The 17622-nt window shown below is 31.3% G+C and carries 20 protein-coding genes; 9 read left to right on the top strand and 11 right to left on the bottom strand.

Annotation, left to right across the window (positions count from 1 at the left end):
* Positions 1-40 precede the first annotated feature (40 nt).
* The gene (locus RAH41_RS16000) at positions 41-514 is read right to left on the bottom strand and encodes a ribonuclease H-like YkuK family protein (RefSeq protein ID WP_387324921.1); all 474 of its coding nucleotides are present in this window, start codon (positions 512-514) and stop codon (positions 41-43) included.
* A gap of 182 nt (positions 515-696) precedes the next feature.
* The gene (locus RAH41_RS15995; RefSeq protein WP_056474223.1) at positions 697-933 is read right to left on the bottom strand and encodes a YkuJ family protein; all 237 of its coding nucleotides are present in this window, start codon (positions 931-933) and stop codon (positions 697-699) included.
* Between the two features lie 249 nt (positions 934-1182).
* On the opposite strand from RAH41_RS15995, the gene RAH41_RS15990 reads away from it, so the two are divergent.
* Together RAH41_RS15990 and RAH41_RS15985 are read left to right on the top strand one after the other, a co-directional pair.
* A complete protein-coding gene (locus tag RAH41_RS15990; protein WP_331223863.1) occupies positions 1183-1416 on the top strand; it encodes a glutaredoxin domain-containing protein in 234 nt (77 codons plus the stop codon).
* A gap of 511 nt (positions 1417-1927) precedes the next feature.
* Positions 1928-2659 carry a methyltransferase domain-containing protein gene (locus RAH41_RS15985; protein WP_331223861.1) on the top strand — a complete coding sequence of 244 codons (732 nt, stop codon included), beginning with the start codon at positions 1928-1930 and terminating at the stop codon, positions 2657-2659.
* Positions 2660-2871: 212 nt separating this feature from the next.
* On the opposite strand, the gene RAH41_RS15980 is transcribed toward RAH41_RS15985, so the two are convergent.
* Together RAH41_RS15980 and fadH are read right to left on the bottom strand one after the other, a co-directional pair.
* A complete protein-coding gene (locus tag RAH41_RS15980; protein WP_331223860.1) occupies positions 2872-4086 on the bottom strand; it encodes an EAL-associated domain-containing protein in 1215 nt (404 codons plus the stop codon).
* A gap of 13 nt (positions 4087-4099) precedes the next feature.
* Positions 4100-4864 carry a 2,4-dienoyl-CoA reductase gene (gene fadH, locus RAH41_RS15975; RefSeq protein WP_331223859.1) on the bottom strand — a complete coding sequence of 255 codons (765 nt, stop codon included), beginning with the start codon at positions 4862-4864 and terminating at the stop codon, positions 4100-4102.
* A 123-nt stretch (positions 4865-4987) separates the two neighbouring features.
* Between fadH and RAH41_RS15970 the strand changes: the two genes are divergently transcribed.
* The 5 genes from RAH41_RS15970 to RAH41_RS15950 all read left to right on the top strand — a co-directional run bounded on the left by RAH41_RS15970 (position 4988) and on the right by RAH41_RS15950 (position 9034).
* Positions 4988-5821: a metallophosphoesterase gene (locus RAH41_RS15970; RefSeq protein ID WP_331223858.1), complete on the top strand. Its 834-nt coding sequence runs from the start codon at positions 4988-4990 to the stop codon at positions 5819-5821.
* Positions 5822-5951: 130 nt separating this feature from the next.
* Positions 5952-6299 carry a hypothetical protein gene (locus RAH41_RS15965; protein ID WP_331224058.1) on the top strand — a complete coding sequence of 116 codons (348 nt, stop codon included), beginning with the start codon at positions 5952-5954 and terminating at the stop codon, positions 6297-6299.
* A gap of 146 nt (positions 6300-6445) precedes the next feature.
* Positions 6446-6988 carry a YkyB family protein gene (locus RAH41_RS15960; protein ID WP_331223857.1) on the top strand — a complete coding sequence of 181 codons (543 nt, stop codon included), beginning with the start codon at positions 6446-6448 and terminating at the stop codon, positions 6986-6988.
* 196 nt (positions 6989-7184) lie between these two features.
* Positions 7185-7445 (top strand): phage holin, encoded by a 261-nt coding sequence (locus tag RAH41_RS15955; RefSeq protein WP_331223855.1) that lies wholly within the window; start codon positions 7185-7187, stop codon positions 7443-7445.
* 284 nt (positions 7446-7729) lie between these two features.
* The gene (locus RAH41_RS15950; RefSeq protein WP_331223853.1) at positions 7730-9034 is read left to right on the top strand and encodes a DUF3967 domain-containing protein; all 1305 of its coding nucleotides are present in this window, start codon (positions 7730-7732) and stop codon (positions 9032-9034) included.
* A 94-nt stretch (positions 9035-9128) separates the two neighbouring features.
* Here the strand turns inward: RAH41_RS15950 and RAH41_RS15945 are convergent, their stop codons facing one another.
* Positions 9129-10433 carry a HAMP domain-containing sensor histidine kinase gene (locus RAH41_RS15945; protein WP_331223851.1) on the bottom strand — a complete coding sequence of 435 codons (1305 nt, stop codon included), beginning with the start codon at positions 10431-10433 and terminating at the stop codon, positions 9129-9131.
* A gap of 164 nt (positions 10434-10597) precedes the next feature.
* Positions 10598-11542, bottom strand: a complete 945-nt coding sequence (gene corA / locus RAH41_RS15940) for a magnesium/cobalt transporter CorA (RefSeq protein ID WP_331223850.1) — start codon at positions 11540-11542, stop codon at positions 10598-10600.
* Between the two features lie 144 nt (positions 11543-11686).
* Between corA and RAH41_RS15935 the strand changes: the two genes are divergently transcribed.
* Positions 11687-12847 carry an aminotransferase A gene (locus RAH41_RS15935; RefSeq protein WP_331223848.1) on the top strand — a complete coding sequence of 387 codons (1161 nt, stop codon included), beginning with the start codon at positions 11687-11689 and terminating at the stop codon, positions 12845-12847.
* 44 nt (positions 12848-12891) lie between these two features.
* Here RAH41_RS15935 and RAH41_RS15930 read toward each other — a convergent pair whose 3' ends face one another.
* Both RAH41_RS15930 and RAH41_RS15925 read right to left on the bottom strand, forming a co-directional pair.
* Positions 12892-13341, bottom strand: coding sequence for an RDD family protein (locus RAH41_RS15930; RefSeq protein ID WP_331223846.1), 450 nt, complete (start codon positions 13339-13341; stop codon positions 12892-12894).
* Between the two features lie 22 nt (positions 13342-13363).
* The gene (locus tag RAH41_RS15925; RefSeq protein ID WP_331224043.1) at positions 13364-14254 is read right to left on the bottom strand and encodes an NAD(P)-dependent oxidoreductase; all 891 of its coding nucleotides are present in this window, start codon (positions 14252-14254) and stop codon (positions 13364-13366) included.
* Between the two features lie 231 nt (positions 14255-14485).
* Here RAH41_RS15925 and RAH41_RS15920 point away from each other — a divergent pair, with 231 nt between their 5' ends.
* Positions 14486-15100 carry a nitroreductase family protein gene (locus RAH41_RS15920; RefSeq protein WP_331223844.1) on the top strand — a complete coding sequence of 205 codons (615 nt, stop codon included), beginning with the start codon at positions 14486-14488 and terminating at the stop codon, positions 15098-15100.
* A gap of 65 nt (positions 15101-15165) precedes the next feature.
* On the opposite strand, the gene RAH41_RS15915 is transcribed toward RAH41_RS15920, so the two are convergent.
* The 3 genes from RAH41_RS15915 to RAH41_RS15905 all read right to left on the bottom strand — a co-directional run bounded on the left by RAH41_RS15915 (position 15166) and on the right by RAH41_RS15905 (position 17616).
* Entirely contained in the window at positions 15166-15465 is a 300-nt protein-coding gene (locus tag RAH41_RS15915; protein WP_331224041.1) for a metalloregulator ArsR/SmtB family transcription factor, read from the bottom strand.
* A gap of 178 nt (positions 15466-15643) precedes the next feature.
* On the bottom strand, positions 15644-17353 hold the full coding sequence (gene ptsP, locus RAH41_RS15910; RefSeq protein WP_331223842.1) for a phosphoenolpyruvate--protein phosphotransferase: 1710 nt from the start codon (positions 17351-17353) through the stop codon (positions 15644-15646).
* Entirely contained in the window at positions 17353-17616 is a 264-nt protein-coding gene (locus RAH41_RS15905; RefSeq protein ID WP_025568635.1) for a phosphocarrier protein HPr, read from the bottom strand. The genes ptsP and RAH41_RS15905 overlap by 1 nt, the downstream gene beginning before the upstream one ends.
* Between the last annotated feature and the right edge of the window lie 6 nt (positions 17617-17622).

Below are 17622 nucleotides of genomic sequence, written 5' to 3'. Positions count from 1 at the left end.
TAATTCTCATTTTAATCAATGTTTATTTAGTTTAAACTTCTTATTTTGTAAATTTATTTGCATAACTAAATGCTGTATAAGAATCAGGTTTTATCTTAGGAATGATGCCCATTGCACTTACTTTAGATGTCATTTCTTGTATAAACTCTTTCGTTAACCCCATCGTACCAATATCAAGATGAATCTCAAAACTAAAATTATTCGAATTAGCATTTTCATGAAGAGGGCTAAAAATTTTTTCTAAATGAAAGGGTGATAATAAAAAAGCTATTTCCTGACTATACATAGTTTCTAGAAATATTTTCTCTTTTAAATTTCGGATTTTCTTGTGATGCCAACAAGTATGTAAACATCCCCATGCTCCATTACCTACCCTATGCAGGTGAAGCGCTGTAATAAACTTTGTTCCATTACTGTGAACTTGAGAATCTGTTCCAATGGAAAGTCGATATTGTTTATTAGGATCACTTTTTACAAAGTGATATAGCCGATCAACTACATGATCAAAACTCATATTTCTTTCACTTACATTGTAAAATCGATACTGATCTTTATTCACGTATATGACCTCCCTTTTCATAACAATACATAATAATAATGTATTCATTAAGAATTGGGATTAGCACGACCTTACTATTTTGTAATAAAATATTAAAAAAAAAAAGAAAAAACAAGCTAAGCTTGTTTTTTCCTTTTTTATGAAATAATTTCGTATATTTCAATTGCAACCATATCGATATTATCGAATGGGAACGTTTGTGGTTTTTCACCTTGTTGAAATACTTCTAATTCAAATGTTTCATTTTTCTCAGAATACTTTACGCTACACTTTCTTTCACCGTTAACTTCAAAATATCTTTGAGCAACCTCACCGTTCGTAGCTTGTTGTTTTAAACTTTCTAAGCGTTCTAAAATTCCTAATAATAAAGACATATTAGAACTCCTTTCTACCATGTGTCATTCCCTAAATATAGGTTTTACTTTCTTACAATTTCTATCCAAAAAACTTCTGATAGATTTCAGCTATGTAAGTGTCCATTTATAAGAATACTTGTATTTCAAGATAAATTCAAGAAAAATAGTCGTTTCACAAAAAAACAAATTTCTTTCTATCCTATCTTTTTCTATGTCATAATAGTTTTATTCAAATGCTTTAAGAAAAAATAAAAAGGATGTCGTTTTATGAAGATTGAATTATTCACACAAGATGGATGCCCTCCTTGTGAATTTTTGAAAAATTATTTAAAGGAAATGAATGCTTCTTATATTGAATATAACGTATCACAAGATGAAAGTGCTAAAAAAAGAATGATGTTTGAGTTAGATTCGTTCTCAACCCCTACTTTAATAATTGATGATGAGGTAATTAGAGGCGTTCAGATGGAGCAAATTGAAGCCGCATTACAAAAACGATAGTCGAATATCCATTAACTCCCTTTTCAAATTAAAAACACCTAAATGAACATTCATTTAGGTGTTTTTTATCAATCAATACTACATTTGTTTTTAAAGATTGTTTCAAGGACTTGTCCTAAAATAGTTTCTCATTACCCTACTCCTATAAAATGAAAAACAAAAAACATAACGGACGATGCAAAAAGAACTTTCGAAATAAGTCCTCTCAAATAAAATCCTCCTTGGGCTGAACTTTTACTAATCGTATCATTATTATATTGAAATTTACTATACGAATCGTTCTTATCTTTTTTACATTAGTTGACAGAGAAAAACACTACTCTTAATTTAAATAGGCTATTATATATGAATTCGTCGATTTTTGATTTTGATCAACTAACGCTCTATGTTCGTAATCAGAATTTTTCAGGGTAATTTCTCCCTTTTTCTAAATCAAATTTAATGTTAAAATTGAATAATTTGTGTCAACTTTTCAATTTTTTATAATTTTGAACGGTTAAGGAGTGTTAGTATGGAGTATCGTGGATCAACTGTTTACAATCAAGATGATTTTTTTTCAGAATATATTCGACGAAAGAATAGAGATGATAGCCCTAACATGGCAATCGAGGGACCAATCATCCATGAACTAATTGGGAATGTTAATCGAAAAAACATATTAGATTTAGGTTGTGGAGACGCATCCTTCGGTAATGAACTATTACTACTTGGAGCTAAAAGCTATACAGGTATTGAGGGATCAGACCACATGATTAAAGTAGCATTGACCAATTTAAAAGATACAATAGGTACCGTCTATCATACTTCAATTGAGGATTATCAATTTCCTACGAATTCATTTGAACTTATCACTTCTAGATTTGCACTACACTATATTTCAAATATCGAGCTAGTATTTCAAAAAATATTTAACAGCTTAAAAGAAAACGGCCATTTTGTATTTAGTGTACAACATCCATTAACTACTGCCTTCTTTATAAGCAAACTCGCTGGAGATCGACGCGAAAATTGGATTGTAGACGATTATTTTCGAACTGGCGAAAGAAAAGAACCGTGGATAAATAAAGTAGTAGTCAAATACCATCGGACAATCGAACAATATTTTAATCTTTTAAGAAAAACCGGATTCCAGATCGATCAATTACATGAAGGAACTCCAAAACAAATACATTTTAAAAGCGAAGAAGAGTTTTTAAGAAGACAAAGAATACCAATTGTACTTGTCTTTTCTTGTTTTAAATAAATTATTTACCACCTTTTTTAGCATCTAATCAAATGAAGGATAAGACCACTCAAGTACGGAGTTGCTCAGCTCATGCCATAAGGAAAGCGAGCAACCTGTAGAGGAAATCTAAGTACATTACTTATTAAATTGACAACTTTTTCATCATAAAAAAAATGACTGCCTTTTTCAAAGCGACAGTCATTTTTTGAATTAATGTTATAAGAGCGTCATTAAAAAAGTAACTCATTATGTTTAAATAAAAAATCATAACTTAAGTCAATATATAAATAGCTTCCATTATTCATTGGATAAGAAAACGTTCGAATCTTTTCACCTGTTTCAATATCTCTATACATATCTGATAATTGTCCCTGATCATTTGATTGCATTTTCAAAACGGTTTCTAAAAAATACGGTCTCCAGCTCCAGTTTCGACCTTTATACTTTTCTTGAAGCTCCCACTTTTCACCATTAACTTTAAACAAGTTAGCAGATTGTTGAAAGCCATCCTCATCACAAATATACATTCTAAAACAAAAGGAATTTAATTCACTTGATATATTAATTAAAAATGAATTTAAATCCTCTCCTAATTTAAATTTATTAATTGTCGATTCGACTTTTTGCTGTATTAAATTAGTCATATCTCTAAGCGCAATTAATTTGTTCTTTTCGCCTCGAATATATTTTAGGATATCATTCTTTAGTGGCTCACATTCATGATTTAATTGACTAATTGATGGCTGTGGTATAAACAAGTATGCGCCTTGATAGAATCTTCCACCATTCTTCCATGCATTTCTTAATTGAATTGAGTCGATTATTCCATCGTAGTACATCGATGCTCCTACTTTTCTTGCCACATAAATTACGGAATTTAATAAATCTTGAAATGATGATGTATGAAGTTGTTGAACCATTTTAAAATCGATTTTAATGATATCAGGAGACAAAAACCGAAGTTTTTCTAAGTTAATTAACTTCTCATTTACGCTATTAATCGCAAATTTAATACCATAAGTTTGATAATATGTAATCAAATTTTTTAGTTCTTTCTCAAAACCATAAAAAAGTTGATGCTGGAGAATAATGACAATTTTATTAAGCTGGATGCCCTTTTCTTCATATGATTGTAAAATCGATAAAAGATTTTCAGGGTCATCTGATAGAAGCGCTGAAGGGTGACGATTAATAAAAATACCACCATCAAATTTAGATTGTACAACTTCATCTAGAGCTTGAATTAAGATATGATTGTCAACCTCTAATAAGTAGTCATCTGGCACCAAATCATTTGCAAAGAAGAATTCAAGGCTGTGTAAATTTTCAAGTTTTAGTCTACCAACAACCTCTACTCCTACACAATTTTGTGTATCGGCTCCATATATTGGTTGAAAATATGGTACGACTTTATCTAAGTTACTTATTACGTCTAAAGGATCCATTTTGAACCTCCTTCTAAAATGGGTATTGATGTAAGGACTGTCCTCCATCCATTGTAAAACAAGAACCATTAATATAACCAGCCTCATTTGAAAATAAATATGCACAAAGTCCCGCTATTTCTTCTGGAGTACCTAACCTGCCTAGTGGTACACTTTGTATTGTACGGTTTTCTAATTCCTCAGAAATCCATAGTTTAGCTGCTCCACCTGTACGCTCAATAGGTCCAGGAGCAATCGCATTGACTCTAATTCCATATTTCCTCCCCCACTCAACGGCTAATGTTCTTGTCATAGCAAGAACGCCAGCTTTGGCTGATGCAGAGTGAATAACTCCGGGACCCGCATCCCAAGCATATGTAGCAATTATATTTGTAATCGCACCTTTAATTTTATGTTGTATCATATACCTGCCTACTTCAGAACTACAATAAAAGGTTCCATTTAAAACTATATTTATAACCGTGTTCCAACCGTTTACAGACAAATCCTCTGCAGCACAAATAAAATTACCGGCCGCATTATTTACTAAGAAGTCTATCGTTCCAAATGCTTGATCAACTTCCTTTACCATATTTTTAATTAATTCAGGATCCCGTACATCCATAGCGATTGGTAACACTTGACCATTAAATTGTTCAATTTCTTCTTTTGCATTAATTAATTTTTCTAAATCTCTTCCGGCAATGACCACCCTTGCACCATCCTTTGCAAAACGCATAGCCATTGCTTTCCCCATACCACTAGAGCCACCAGTAACGATCACAACCTTATCCTTCACTCGTATCACTCCCTTTGTATTCTATAGTTTAACAACATTTTGTTATTTTGAGAATATTTTTAACAATTAAACTATTTAATATAGTATGCAGTATTTATTTCTTTAAAAAGGTCGGGGGGACAATTGAAAATAAAACTTACATCATTTTTTTTACTATTAATTTGTACAATCTATTATTCAGTCTATGTTGAGCCAACATCAATTCGAACCAAGCATTTAAGTTTTTCAGACAATCAATTAAATTCTAGTACTACTATTAAATTAATACAAATCTCTGATACTCATTTTAATAATAAAAAAGATATCGAACGATTTAAAAAGGTCGTAAATAATATAAACCAAATGAAGCCTGATTTTATTCTATTTACTGGGGATTTGGTTAGTGATATAAGAAAGTTTTCCTATAAGCATGATGTTATTTTGCTCTTAAAAAAACTGAATCCAAAAATAGGAAAACTTGCAATATACGGTAATCATGATCATGGTGGTTATTTTACTGAACAATACGAAGATCTGTTAACCGAAAGCAATTTTATTTTATTAAAAAACGAAGAAAAAACTTATTACGTTCAAAAACAAAAAGTTTCATTTATCGGTCTTGATGACTATATGTTAGGAAACAAACAATATAAAGACATTTTAGAACGAATTCAAAAAAATAGTTATACAGTTGTTCTTGCACATGAACCTGACATTGCTGATTTGACAAAAAACTATCCGATAAATCTTCAGCTGTCTGGACATAGCCATGGCGGACAAATCTATTTACCTTTATACAAGTCCTTTATAATGCCTCCATATGCAAAGAAATACAACCGAGGTGTTTACACCCTATCAAATAAGTTTAATAGTCATTTAGTCGTTTCAAATGGAATTGGAACAACTAAGCTACCAGTACGACTATTTACTCCACCTGAAATCGTATCAATTGAAATTACAGGCCAAATTAAAAAGTAAAATTGTTTAAGAATTATAATCCGTCACAGTTCTCACCCATATTAGGTTGGTTACCTATTTTTATGGGTACTTGCTCAATTATTTTAGTACTCCATACACTAATATTGAAGACAAGAGAGGAGGTTAATACATGAATTATCAATATCACCCTAATTTATATCACTACTATAGAGAAGATCATACTCCATCATACTATTTTGATCATAACGAACAACGCTTTGTTCCTTTTTTTCCATTTTTGCCAATAATTGGAGGATTAGCGGGATTAGCGGGCGGATTCGCATTAGGTGCACTAGCGTTTAGACCACCTTATTATCCGCCATATGGACCTTATCCACCATATCCTCCGTACGGTGGTGGCTTCGGTGGTGGGTACCCTGGATACCAACAACCTTACCCACCTGTAAATCCTGGCGCTTATTTACCGAGTAATGCTGGATTAAATTCGCCAGGTAACATAGGACCTTATCCATACTAATTAAATAAAAAAGCTAGTCGCATTAATGAATATTATTTCGATTAGCTTTTTATTCTATAACCACTTCTCCAGATTTGATTTGAAAAAATTTAAACTAAAGATATAATATACTCATATCTATTATTTTTCGGAGGTAACCAAGAAGCATGAAATCGAAAGAACCTAGCCTGAATAAACTAAATTTTACAAATGAAGAAATTTTTCAGGCAATATTTGTTGTAAATAAACATGCTAAAACAGCACTTGAACCAAGTGAACTATATTCACTAAAAAGACAAGCTATATTAAAGCTTATTGATAAAGGAATTGCTAAGAAAGTTGGATTGCATTTTTCAAATAATCCCAAGTCAAGTAAACAACAATCTGATGTGTTGATTGCTTGTGGAGATTTTTTCTTTCATATACCACCTTTAAAAGAAGACTTTAAACTTCTACCGCATTTAGGAATATTAGAAAATACTCATCGTAACCCAAAAGTATCCATGTCATTAAGCTATGCAAAAAAAATACTTCATCATTTCTTAGGTATTCAAAACGTTAGATCTGAAAACCATTTCAAAAACGGATCTAATAACTACCGAAGAAATACCCCAGGGCAATTTTTAAGAGCTTCTTCATTTCTAAATAACTCTACATTTACTTTTCCGAGTGAACCAATTCGTAAAAATAAAGGTAAGCAAGAGAAATAAGTAGAAACAATTCTTACTAAAATAACGTTAATATAGATTAAATGGGAAGATTATAAAACCTTAAATTAAAGGTTTTTCAATACTTCCCTTTTTTATTTAAATAGACGGAATTTCATTATATCCCTCTCATATTCTAGTAGATTTGTCTCACCTAATACTTGAGACAAGCATACTATATGAATAGGGGGTGATTGATATGTTCGGTAATAATAACTTACAAGATATTATTCGTTATGTTGCTGGGTTCTTATTTGCACTTCAATTGTTACTAAATTCTTTTGGGTTTAAATTCCTAAATAATGAACAAATTGAAGCTGTAATTAATATAATTTCATTCCTTTACATTTTATACTTCGGTGCTAAGCATAATTATTTAGGTAAAAAAGGACAAGCTCAAAAGGCTGCACTTCAAGAAGCAGGCTTAGAAAAAACAAATAAGCAAACAAATTCGGAATAATAGATTACTTTATGTCTACTTTTTGATAGATTAGATTACAAATTTAAAGATTTGGTTTGAGAGTGATTAAACATTAAGTCACTCCCTTTTTTTTAGTCGAATTTATGCTAAATTTTAGGTAATATTTTCTATTTTTCACTATTTTTCCTCATATATTGATTTAAATTTTAGTAATCATATGGACTTTGTTATACATTGTAGAATTATTTTAAGTAGATTAGGTAGGAAAAATTTAACTTTGTATTGAATGTTCTAAAAACACATATTATTCAGGAGGATTCCAAATGTCAGTAATTTTTACAAGTAAAGACATTTCAAAGAAATTAAAAATAGGTAAATCTCGCGTAAGAGAGATTAGTAAGGAATTAGAAAAGAAAGAATATCATTTTACAAAGAACCAAGATACTAGGATCTATAATCAAAACGATTTTGAATTATTTCAAATGATTATGAAAGAGTACCAAAAAAATGAAAATCTTTTACAATCAGTTGAATACGCTTTAAATTACCAGTCTCTTCAAAATCAAACTGACGTTCATGTAATTGAAACAACTGCAATTGAGAATGAAATAATAGAAAAAAATAATGAAATTGTTACAAATAATACCTCGAATATTCCTCTAGAAAATAACATACATAAAAATATTGAGAATGACATGGAATTAATTGAAGTATATAAGAATGAGATTGTTGAAGAAGGAAATTCCCATATTGAAACAATTGATTCGGAATTAATCCATCATTCATTTTTACAAGAAGAAGCACCTGTAGAAGCGTCTGTATCCCAAATTGAACAAATCCAAGTAGTAGAGATCAGTCAAATAACTTCACAAGATATAAAGCATTTAGAAGAATCACTTTCCAGGCTAGAAACAATTGATGAATGCGTAATAGAGCAATCTTATTCACAAAATAATGAGATATTTGTAGACTCCGTATCACAATTAGAAATAATTAAAGAAGTCGTCATCGACCAATCTGTACAAAAAGAAGAGCATCTGACAGTCTCTAGTGCATTATCAATGCAGACAGATCAAAAATACGAGGATGAAGTAGTCCAAGAATATCGTTTTGAAGAAATGACTGTTGAACAAGTACTTGAGGAAAATAAAAAACTACCTGATGAAGTAGTTCTTTCAAAGTTAAATGAATCAAACAAAGTAACGGAACCTATTGTTACGAAAGAGAATGTTACTACTTTTGTACCTTCAAATTCTAATCAAATTATGTTTGAAGAGTTTATGTCCCAAATTACGAATCTAGCCTATCAAAATGAACAAATCCTAACTCAAAATCAGACATTAATCAAACAGAACTTGGAGAAGGATCAAAAGTTAGAAAAAATATTATATTCAGTTGAAGAAAAAAGTGAAGAGCTTCAAGGGTTAGCAACTGTAATTGAAGAAAAAGATGAAAAATTAGAGCAAATGTTTGAAGAAATCAAAACAAAAGAATCTGGTCGAGATGCTCAATTAATGAGGATGATTAGAGAATTACAGGAAACAAAGAAGATGGTAGCCGCTTCAAAAGAAAGAGATTGGAAAAATGCAATTAAGTCACTCTTTTTTAAACCTAAGTCAGTAAAATAATTTGTTTATTATTTAGCATTCTTACTATCTCATGAAATTTATAGATTTTTAGTTTGAAAAGAGAAGGGAATTTTCCCTTCTCTTTATTCTTACATTATACCTCTTCACTCTGTTCTTGAAGATATGCTGGTAATACAATATGAACTTCAGTACCTTTGCCTTCTTCACTTAAATACTCAATTGTTCCCTTATGGGCTTCGATAATACTAAAAGTAACCATAAGTCCTAGACCTGTTCCTTTTTCTTTTAATGAATAAAAAGGTTGTCCTAACCGATCCAATTGTGCTTTTGACATACCTACTCCATTATCTTTCACTACAATTCGTATGTATTCTCTATCTCTTACTTTCTCTATATTTGCTTCAATTTTAATATAGCCCTTCGTGTCTTTTATAGCTTCAACACCATTTTTTAGAACATTAATGATTGCTTGTTTAAGCTTAGCTCGATCTCCAACAGTATACATATCCTCATTTACATTTACTTGTAAGAAAGCACCCTGCAGAGAGGCGTAACTTGACATTAATGTTGTTACTTCATTTAGTTGTTCAGTCATATTGATTATTTTCTTTTCTTCAATTTGAGGTCTAGCTAAGTTTAAATAATCCGAAATAATATTTTCTGCGCGGTCTAGTTCAGCTAATACAAGTTTCATATATTCTCTATTCGTTCCACTTTCTTGATTCTCAATTAACTGAATGAAACCCCTTACAACTGTTAATGGATTTCTAACTTCATGAGCTACACTCGCCGCAAGTTCACTCACCATATTTAATTTCTCTGATTTCTGCATTTGAACACGAATTTCAGCATTTTCAAATAAAAACTCTCTTAAATAAACATGAAACAGCATTGTAATGGTTAGAACAGTAAAAAATATGCACGCTGAAATAATTGTTTGATCTGATTGGTACTCTTTTATACCATTTACCGTTGCTTCATAATAAAGCAAACAGACCATACTGAACGAAAATAAGATTGGCATTAAAATACTTAAAGCAAATTTCTTTCGTTTAGAAAAACTAACCCAATGTGGTGAAACAATAAATGGTAATATACACGAAATCAATTCAAATGGAAAGGATTTCAAAGATGCTAAACCATATAGCAAATACACAAAAACTGCTTTCGTTAAAATAATAATCGTTCCAATTAATCTTCCACCATATAAAATAGATGAATAGATTAATAAAATACTAAAAGTAATAGCCATGCTTTCACTAATGTGAATTGGGTAAAGCAAGCAAATAAAAATATTAAAAAAAGTTAGCAATCCAACTAATATTCTATTTTGTTTTGGGCTTGTATTGTGGTATCGACTAAGCCAGAACATTTCGTATAAAAAGACCGGAATGATTATGATTGCAAATTGAATTAATAAATCTTTTAATTGCAGCATTAAAGTGTCCCCCACCCCTTCTTTCAACAAATTATAACATAGTTATTTAAACTTCTAATTATTAATACAAAAAATTCGAAAAAAACATTTCTACATAGAAAGACACATTATTACAAAGTATTCTAAAATATAAGAAAAGTCGTCAAGCTTAAGTGCTTAACGACTTAAAACCAACCTTTTCTTTTAAAAAATATGTACATTAGAATCGTAACAAATCCCATTAAAATTAAAATAAATAAGTATCCATATTTCCATGTTAATTCGGGCATATAATGAAAATTCATTCCATATAAACCAACGATAAACGTTAGTGGTAAAAAGAAAGATGATATGATTGTTAATGTTTTCATTATATTATTCATTTTTTCTGAGCTTAATGAAAAATAACTTTCTCGAATATCGGAAGCTAAATCTCGATTCGTCTCAATCATATCCGAAAGCTTCATTAAATGATCGTGTATATCTTCAAAATAAATTCGATGTTCAGATATATCTTTAAATCGATTGGAATTAAGGATTCGATATAATAAATCACGAGTTGGTAAAATCGTCCTTCTTAATTTCGATAAATCCGATTTAATATCATATAATCTTTCTACAGCATTATTTACTTGTTTCTTTAATGGATCAATTTCTAGTTCTGATAGCTCATCCTCCAAACGATATATTAGTGGAAAATAACTATCAACGAGCTCATCAATAATGCGATGAGTTAAATGAAGTGGACTCTTCGAAGCACGACGATCTGACATTATATTATCTAAAACTAGTTGTACAGTCGGACTTTTATGGATATGAAATGTGATAACATAATGATCACTTACAAAAATATCTATTTCCGTCTCCTCAAGGTCTACTTTATTTAATTCGTGCAATATTAAAAAATGATATCCTTCATAGTAGTCAAGTTTAGGTCGTTGTACATATTCCAGACAATCTTCAATTGCTAAAGGATGAAAGTTAAATTCGGTTGATAAAAGTTGAATCTCATCTTCAGTCGGTTCATTAATATCTACCCAATACCATAAGTAATTAGTTGATTTTGCATCTGCAATTGTTATATTGCGTTCGATTTCTTTATTTTTAGTTATTCCTATTACTTGTAACAAGTTTTACTCACCTTCTTTAGGCAATCAAATTATTTCACTACTAAATACTTTTTTTATTATATGGTAAAATGAAGAAAATTTCATTGAATAGTACGATTAAAAGGTTTAATTTTAATATAAAAATAATAAGCAGAGGAATTTAAAATGAAAAGATATATAAACGAAAGTGTAAAAGAAATTCAAATCTCCGGTATTAGAAAATTTGCCCAAAAAATTGAAAAATATGACAATGTCATTGCATTAACATTGGGTCAACCTGATTTTCCTACTCCAGCACCTATTAAAGAAGCTGCTATTGATGCAATTAATCAAAATCAAACGGTCTATACTCCTAATGCAGGACTGCCTGCACTTAGAAATGCTGCTTCTAATTTTTTAAAGAGAAAATATTCTTTATCATATGATCCAGCAAACGAAGTAATCGTTACAGTAGGGGCTAGTCAAGCACTCGATGTTACATTCAGAACAATCCTTAACGATGACTGTGAAGTTATTCTACCTGCACCAATCTACCCTGGCTATGCACCAATTATTCAAACATGTGGTGCAAAACCAGTTTATGTAGATACATCCAATAGTGGGTTTAAAATTACACCTGAATTAATTGAAGAACAAATCACTGAAAAAACTCGTTGTATTGTTTTACCTTATCCAAATAACCCAACAGGCGTCACATTAACGGAAGAGGAACTTGAGAATTTAGCTAACTACTTATCTCAGAAAGATATATTCATTTTATCAGATGAAATATATAGTGAACTGACATATGATACGGCTCATACTTCTATTGCAAGTTATCCTGGAATGAGAGAAAAGACAATTGTCATAAACGGTCTTAGTAAATCACATTCTATGACAGGTTGGAGAATTGGTTTTATCTATGCGCCTGCTTATCTAGCTCAGGAAATTTTAAAAGTGCATCAGTATAACGTATCATGCGCTACATCAATTTCACAATATGCAGCAATTTCAGCATTAACTGATTGCATTGATTCTCCAATTGAAATGGCAAAGGAATATAAAATAAGACGTAATTATATGATTGATCGATTAGAAAAGATGGGCCTACCTTGTATTAAGCCTGAAGGTGCATTTTATTTATTCCCATCAATTAAAGAATTCAATATGCCCTCCATGGAGTTCGCACTAAATCTAGTAGAAAAACATAATCTAGCGGTTATTCCTGGAGAAGCTTTTTCTGAATATGGGGATTCATCTATTCGTTTATCTTATGCTTATTCAATGAAAGAACTAGAGATTGCATGCGATCGATTAGAAGAGTTTGTAACTAGCCTTAGAAATTAAAATAAAAAAGCAGGGGTGGATTTCTTAATCCTCCCCTGCCTTTTTTATCTAGCTTGTATTACTCTTGTTTTAAATAACAAGTCCTGAATTGTTTTATGGTCTTTTCTAAATAACATTAAATAGACATTAACGATTAGTGGTACACCTAAAAATAGAACTGATATTCCGGCAATAAAGATAAAACGTATGAAAAAAAGTATGATTGTCGTTTCTTCATAGTTATCTTTTATCATCTTAATAGCTAAAATTCTTTGACCAAAAGTCATCCCTTTATTAAATTGTGGTATAACTACAAATAATATGATCATGATTATTAAAATAACGATTAAATCAAGCGTTGAATTTCCTGATGTAGAATTAAATCGACTTAATATCTTCTCTGGATTCATCGTAATAATAGCGATAATGATGCCATAAGCTACTGAAACGATAAACGTATCGAATATAAACGCACTTAATCGTTGATAAAACTTTGCAAGTTGAAAATTTTGCACTTGTTAACCTCTATTCATTTTATTATTGAATGTGGTGAGACGGATCGTATAAAGTATAAAGTGCTTGTGTACCTTTCTCATCTAAACCATTTTTAGATAGTTCATCGTAGCATTTTTTTGCAAGTAAAAGTCCTGGTAGATTTAATTCCATCTTTTCGGCTTCTTCAATTGCGATTCCCATATCTTTTATAAAATGTTTAATATAGAACCCTGGCTCGAAATCACCTTTTAAAACACGCGGTGCTAAATTAGATAATGACCAACTACCAGCTGCACCCGTAGAAATACTTCCTAACACTTTTTCACCGTCTAATCCTGCTGATGAAGCATATGCTAGGGCCTCACAAACTCCTAACATACCTGAAGCTATAGCAATCTGATTACACATTTTTACATGTTGTCCACTACCAGCATTTCCATGATACGCAATATTTTTTCCTAAAACATCAAATAATGCAGACATTTTATAAAAAGTTTCTTCTTCTCCACCAACCATAATTGCTAATCTAGCTTCTCTTGCACCTAAATCTCCACCTGACACAGGTGCATCTAATGATGACATACCTACTGATTTTGTTAGCTCATCAATTTTTTTAGCTAAAGTTGGTGTCGAAGTTGTAAAATCGATAAAGGTTGTTCCTTTTGAAGCTGATTGGATGATCCCATTATCGCCAAAATATACTTCCTCTAAGTCGCTTGGATAGCCAACCATCGTACAAATAACCTGACAATTTGGTGCTAATTCTTTAGGGGTATCATACCAAGTTGCTCCTAAATCAATTAACTCATTTGCTTTTTCTTTTGTACGATTATAAATATGTAATTTTGCACCTGCATTGATTAAATGCTTTGCCATACTTTTACCCATAACGCCAATTCCGATAAATCCAACTTGTAAATCTTTTAAATTAATTGCTTCCATATTACACACTCCTCTTTTAATATCCATAAATAAACTAACATAAAAAATATTAATAAAAAAGCCTGAGCTCTTCTTATAAAAAAATAAGAAAAATAAAACTTATTTCAAATTAAATTTAGGTTATTTCAACACTAATTTGTTGACTCTAATAATGGAACTATCTATATTAAAAAAGTACATAAAAATGTATCTAATGCACCTAATTTTTGGAGGTATTTTCATATGAAAAACGAACAATTTTTTGAAATGATTAAAGAACGTAACTCTACTCGAGTATTCGACTCTTCTACTGAAATCAGTAGTAGCGAAATTACTGAACTTCTTGATGCTGCAATGACTGCACCATCTGCTTGGAATTTACAACATTGGAAATTCGTTGTATTCCATGGTGAAAACGCGCAAGGTAAATTATTACCTATTGCATATAACCAAGGTCAGATTAAAGATGCTTCATGTGTAATTGCTGTATTAGCCGATACACAATCAGCCAAAAATGTTGACTTAGTTTTCGGACCTGCTGTGGAAGCTGGTTTTATGACTCAAGAAGCAAAAGACAAATTAAAAGCAAACGTTGAAAATGCTTATTCTACAGAGCAACGTAATCGTGAACAAGGTATCTTGAATTCTTCTCTTGCTGGTATGCAATTAATAATGGCTGCTTCTGCAAAAGGTTGGAACACTTGTGCAATCGGCGGATTTAACGAACAAGCGTTTAAAGAAGCTTTTTTAACTGATGATCGCTATATTCCAACAATGTTGATTGCCATTGGTAAAGAAAAAGTACCAGGACATCATACAACTCGTTTTTCTACAAAAGAAATGTCTATTTGGATTTAATCATAAATGAAAAGTAAAAGGGATTCTGACAAAAGTCGGAGTCCCTTTTATGCCATTACGATTCATTAACAATGTTCTTCAACAGTAATGATTAATTTCTTAAGTAATTCTAGAGAAGAATCAATTGCCAAGGAATAATATCTATGAGTGCCTTTTTGCTCAATTTGTACTAATTGATTATCACGCAATATTTTTAAATGATGTGATATAGCGGGTCTAGATAATGATGTTTTTTCCGTAATTTCATTAACAGTTAGCGCTTCGCCATCTGATAACATTAAAATGATATCCTGTCTGTAAGGATCGCTTAACGCTTGGAACAAGGGAATGCATTCTCTAAATACATCAATTGCTTCTTTACTCAAATCTGCCACCTACTTTTATAATCCGAAATAAATCTTATTCGTTTAATAATTTAAACATACACTAAATTAAAGAAGCGAATTTGTCAACAGTAGGAAATTATCGATTTAGTTTTTCGTCGATCTATATAATCTAAAAAAATCTTAAAAATAAAACAACAGGTTTCCCTGTTGTTTTATTTTAGATGCTATTAACTAAGTTAACAACTTCTTCAGCTGTAGACATAGATAAAGCTTTTTCAGCTAATATCTCCATTTCAGCTTTAGAAAGTTTAGCCATTTGACTACGAGCAGGTAAGATTGAAGTAGCACTCATAGAGAATTCATGTAAGCCTAATCCAACAAGTAAAGGAATAGCTAATGCATCTCCAGCCATTTCTCCACACATGCCAGCCCATTTACCTTCTTTGTTTGCAGCATCGATTACCATTTTAACTAATCTTAAAATAGATGGGTTGTATGGTTGATATAAATATGAAACCTGTTCATTCATTCGATCCGCAGCCATTGTATATTGAATTAAATCGTTTGTCCCGATACTAAAGAAATCAACTTCCTTAGCGAATACATCTGCTAGAACAGCAGAAGCAGGGATTTCTACCATCATACCAATTTCAATATTATCTGATACTTGAACATTTTCATTTAATAACTGTTCTTTTTCTTCTAATAAAACAGCCTTGGCAGCTCTGAACTCATCTAAAGTTGCAATCATCGGGAACATAATTTTTAAGTTACCATATACACTAGCACGAAGTAATGCACGTAATTGTGTACGGAAAATTTCCTTTTGATCTAAACATAAACGAATCGCTCTGTAACCTAAGAATGGGTTCATTTCTTTTGGTAAGTGTAAATAAGATAATTCTTTATCTCCACCGATATCTAGTGTTCTTACTACTACCGGTTTTTCACCCATACTTTCAAGAACTGATTTGTATGATTCAAACTGCTCTTCTTCTGATGGGAAGTTATCACGTCCCATATATAGGAACTCAGTACGGTAAAGGCCAACACCTTCACCACCATTATTAATAACACCCTCTACATCATTTGGAGTACCAATGTTAGCTACTAATTCAACATGATGTCCATCTTTTGTTACAGTTGGCTCATTTTTCAGTTTAGCCCATTCAACTTTTTGAAGTTCGAATTTTTCTTTTTTAGCTTTATACTCTTCTAATTCTTCATTAGAAGGATTAACGATTACGTGACCATCTAATCCATCAACAATGACCATTACGCCATTTTCGATTTTACTAGTTACTTCTTTTGTCCCTACAACTGCAGGTATCTCAAGAGAACGAGCCATAATAGCTGAGTGAGATGTACGGCCTCCAATATCAGTTGTAAAACCTAAAGCGTATTTACGGTTTAGTTGTGCTGTATCAGATGGTGTTAAATCTTCTGCAATAATAATTACTTCTTCTGTAATATTAGCAGGGTTAGAAATTGTAACGCCTAAAAGATGTGCCATTACACGTTTTGTAACATCGCGGATATCTGCAGCACGTTCCTTCATATATTCATTATCCATGCTTTCAAACATTTGAACGAACATTGAAGCAACTTCATTCATAGCAAAATCAGCGTTCACACTTTCAGACTTAATTTTATCTTTAACTGGGTTAACTAGCTCTGGATCATTTAAAACTAAGATGTGCGCAGAAAAGATTGCTGCTTTATCTTCACCGAGTTCAGCATTCGCGTGATCACGAATTTTTTCTAATTCAGTGTTAGAAACTTGAATTGCATTGTCAAGTTTTGCAATTTCAGCATCAATATCTGAAATTTGTTTTTTAACAATGTTTAATTCAGGGTTTTCTAATCGAAATGCTTTTGCAATTGCAATTCCACTAGAAGCGGCAATACCTTTAATATGTAAAGACATTATTCGCCTAAACCTTCTTTTTTCATTGTATCATCAATTGCAGCAATTGCTTGTTCTGCATCTTCACCGTTAGCGCTAATTTTAATCTCAGTTCCTTGTTGAATTCCTAAAGACATTACACCCATAATTGATTTTAAGTTAACTGTTTTACCATTATATTCAAGATTGATATCAGAATTAAATTTACCTGCTACATTTACTAACAATGTTGCTGGACGAGCGTGGATTCCAGAATCAGCTGTTACTTTAAAAGTTTTTTCCATAATAAT

The sequence above is a fragment of the Gottfriedia acidiceleris genome, from assembly GCF_036421055.1.
GTDB classification, from domain to species: Bacteria; Bacillota; Bacilli; order Bacillales; family Bacillaceae_G; genus Gottfriedia; species Gottfriedia acidiceleris_C.
The sequence above is the reverse complement of the archived record's forward strand: the minus strand, read 5'-3'. Positions and strand labels throughout refer to the sequence as shown.

Bases quoted from the DNA above. Each gene is read 5' to 3' on its own strand.
- RAH41_RS16000 (WP_387324921.1), bottom strand. From the start codon at position 514: ATGAGTTTTGATCATGTAGTTGATCGGCTATATCACTTTGTAAAAAGT.
- RAH41_RS15995 (WP_056474223.1), bottom strand. From the start codon at position 933: ATGTCTTTATTATTAGGAATTTTAGAACGCTTAGAAAGTTTAAAACAA.
- RAH41_RS15990 (WP_331223863.1), top strand. From the start codon at position 1,183: ATGAAGATTGAATTATTCACACAAGATGGATGCCCTCCTTGTGAATTT.
- RAH41_RS15985 (WP_331223861.1), top strand. From the start codon at position 1,928: ATGGAGTATCGTGGATCAACTGTTTACAATCAAGATGATTTTTTTTCA.
- RAH41_RS15980 (WP_331223860.1), bottom strand. From the start codon at position 4,086: ATGGATCCTTTAGACGTAATAAGTAACTTAGATAAAGTCGTACCATAT.
- RAH41_RS15965 (WP_331224058.1), top strand. From the start codon at position 5,952: ATGAATTATCAATATCACCCTAATTTATATCACTACTATAGAGAAGAT.
- RAH41_RS15960 (WP_331223857.1), top strand. From the start codon at position 6,446: ATGAAATCGAAAGAACCTAGCCTGAATAAACTAAATTTTACAAATGAA.
- RAH41_RS15955 (WP_331223855.1), top strand. From the start codon at position 7,185: ATGTTCGGTAATAATAACTTACAAGATATTATTCGTTATGTTGCTGGG.
- RAH41_RS15950 (WP_331223853.1), top strand. From the start codon at position 7,730: ATGTCAGTAATTTTTACAAGTAAAGACATTTCAAAGAAATTAAAAATA.
- RAH41_RS15945 (WP_331223851.1), bottom strand. From the start codon at position 10,433: ATGCTGCAATTAAAAGATTTATTAATTCAATTTGCAATCATAATCATT.
- RAH41_RS15935 (WP_331223848.1), top strand. From the start codon at position 11,687: ATGAAAAGATATATAAACGAAAGTGTAAAAGAAATTCAAATCTCCGGT.
- RAH41_RS15920 (WP_331223844.1), top strand. From the start codon at position 14,486: ATGAAAAACGAACAATTTTTTGAAATGATTAAAGAACGTAACTCTACT.
- ptsP (WP_331223842.1), bottom strand. From the start codon at position 17,353: ATGTCTTTACATATTAAAGGTATTGCCGCTTCTAGTGGAATTGCAATT.
- RAH41_RS15905 (WP_025568635.1), bottom strand. From the start codon at position 17,616: ATGGAAAAAACTTTTAAAGTAACAGCTGATTCTGGAATCCACGCTCGT.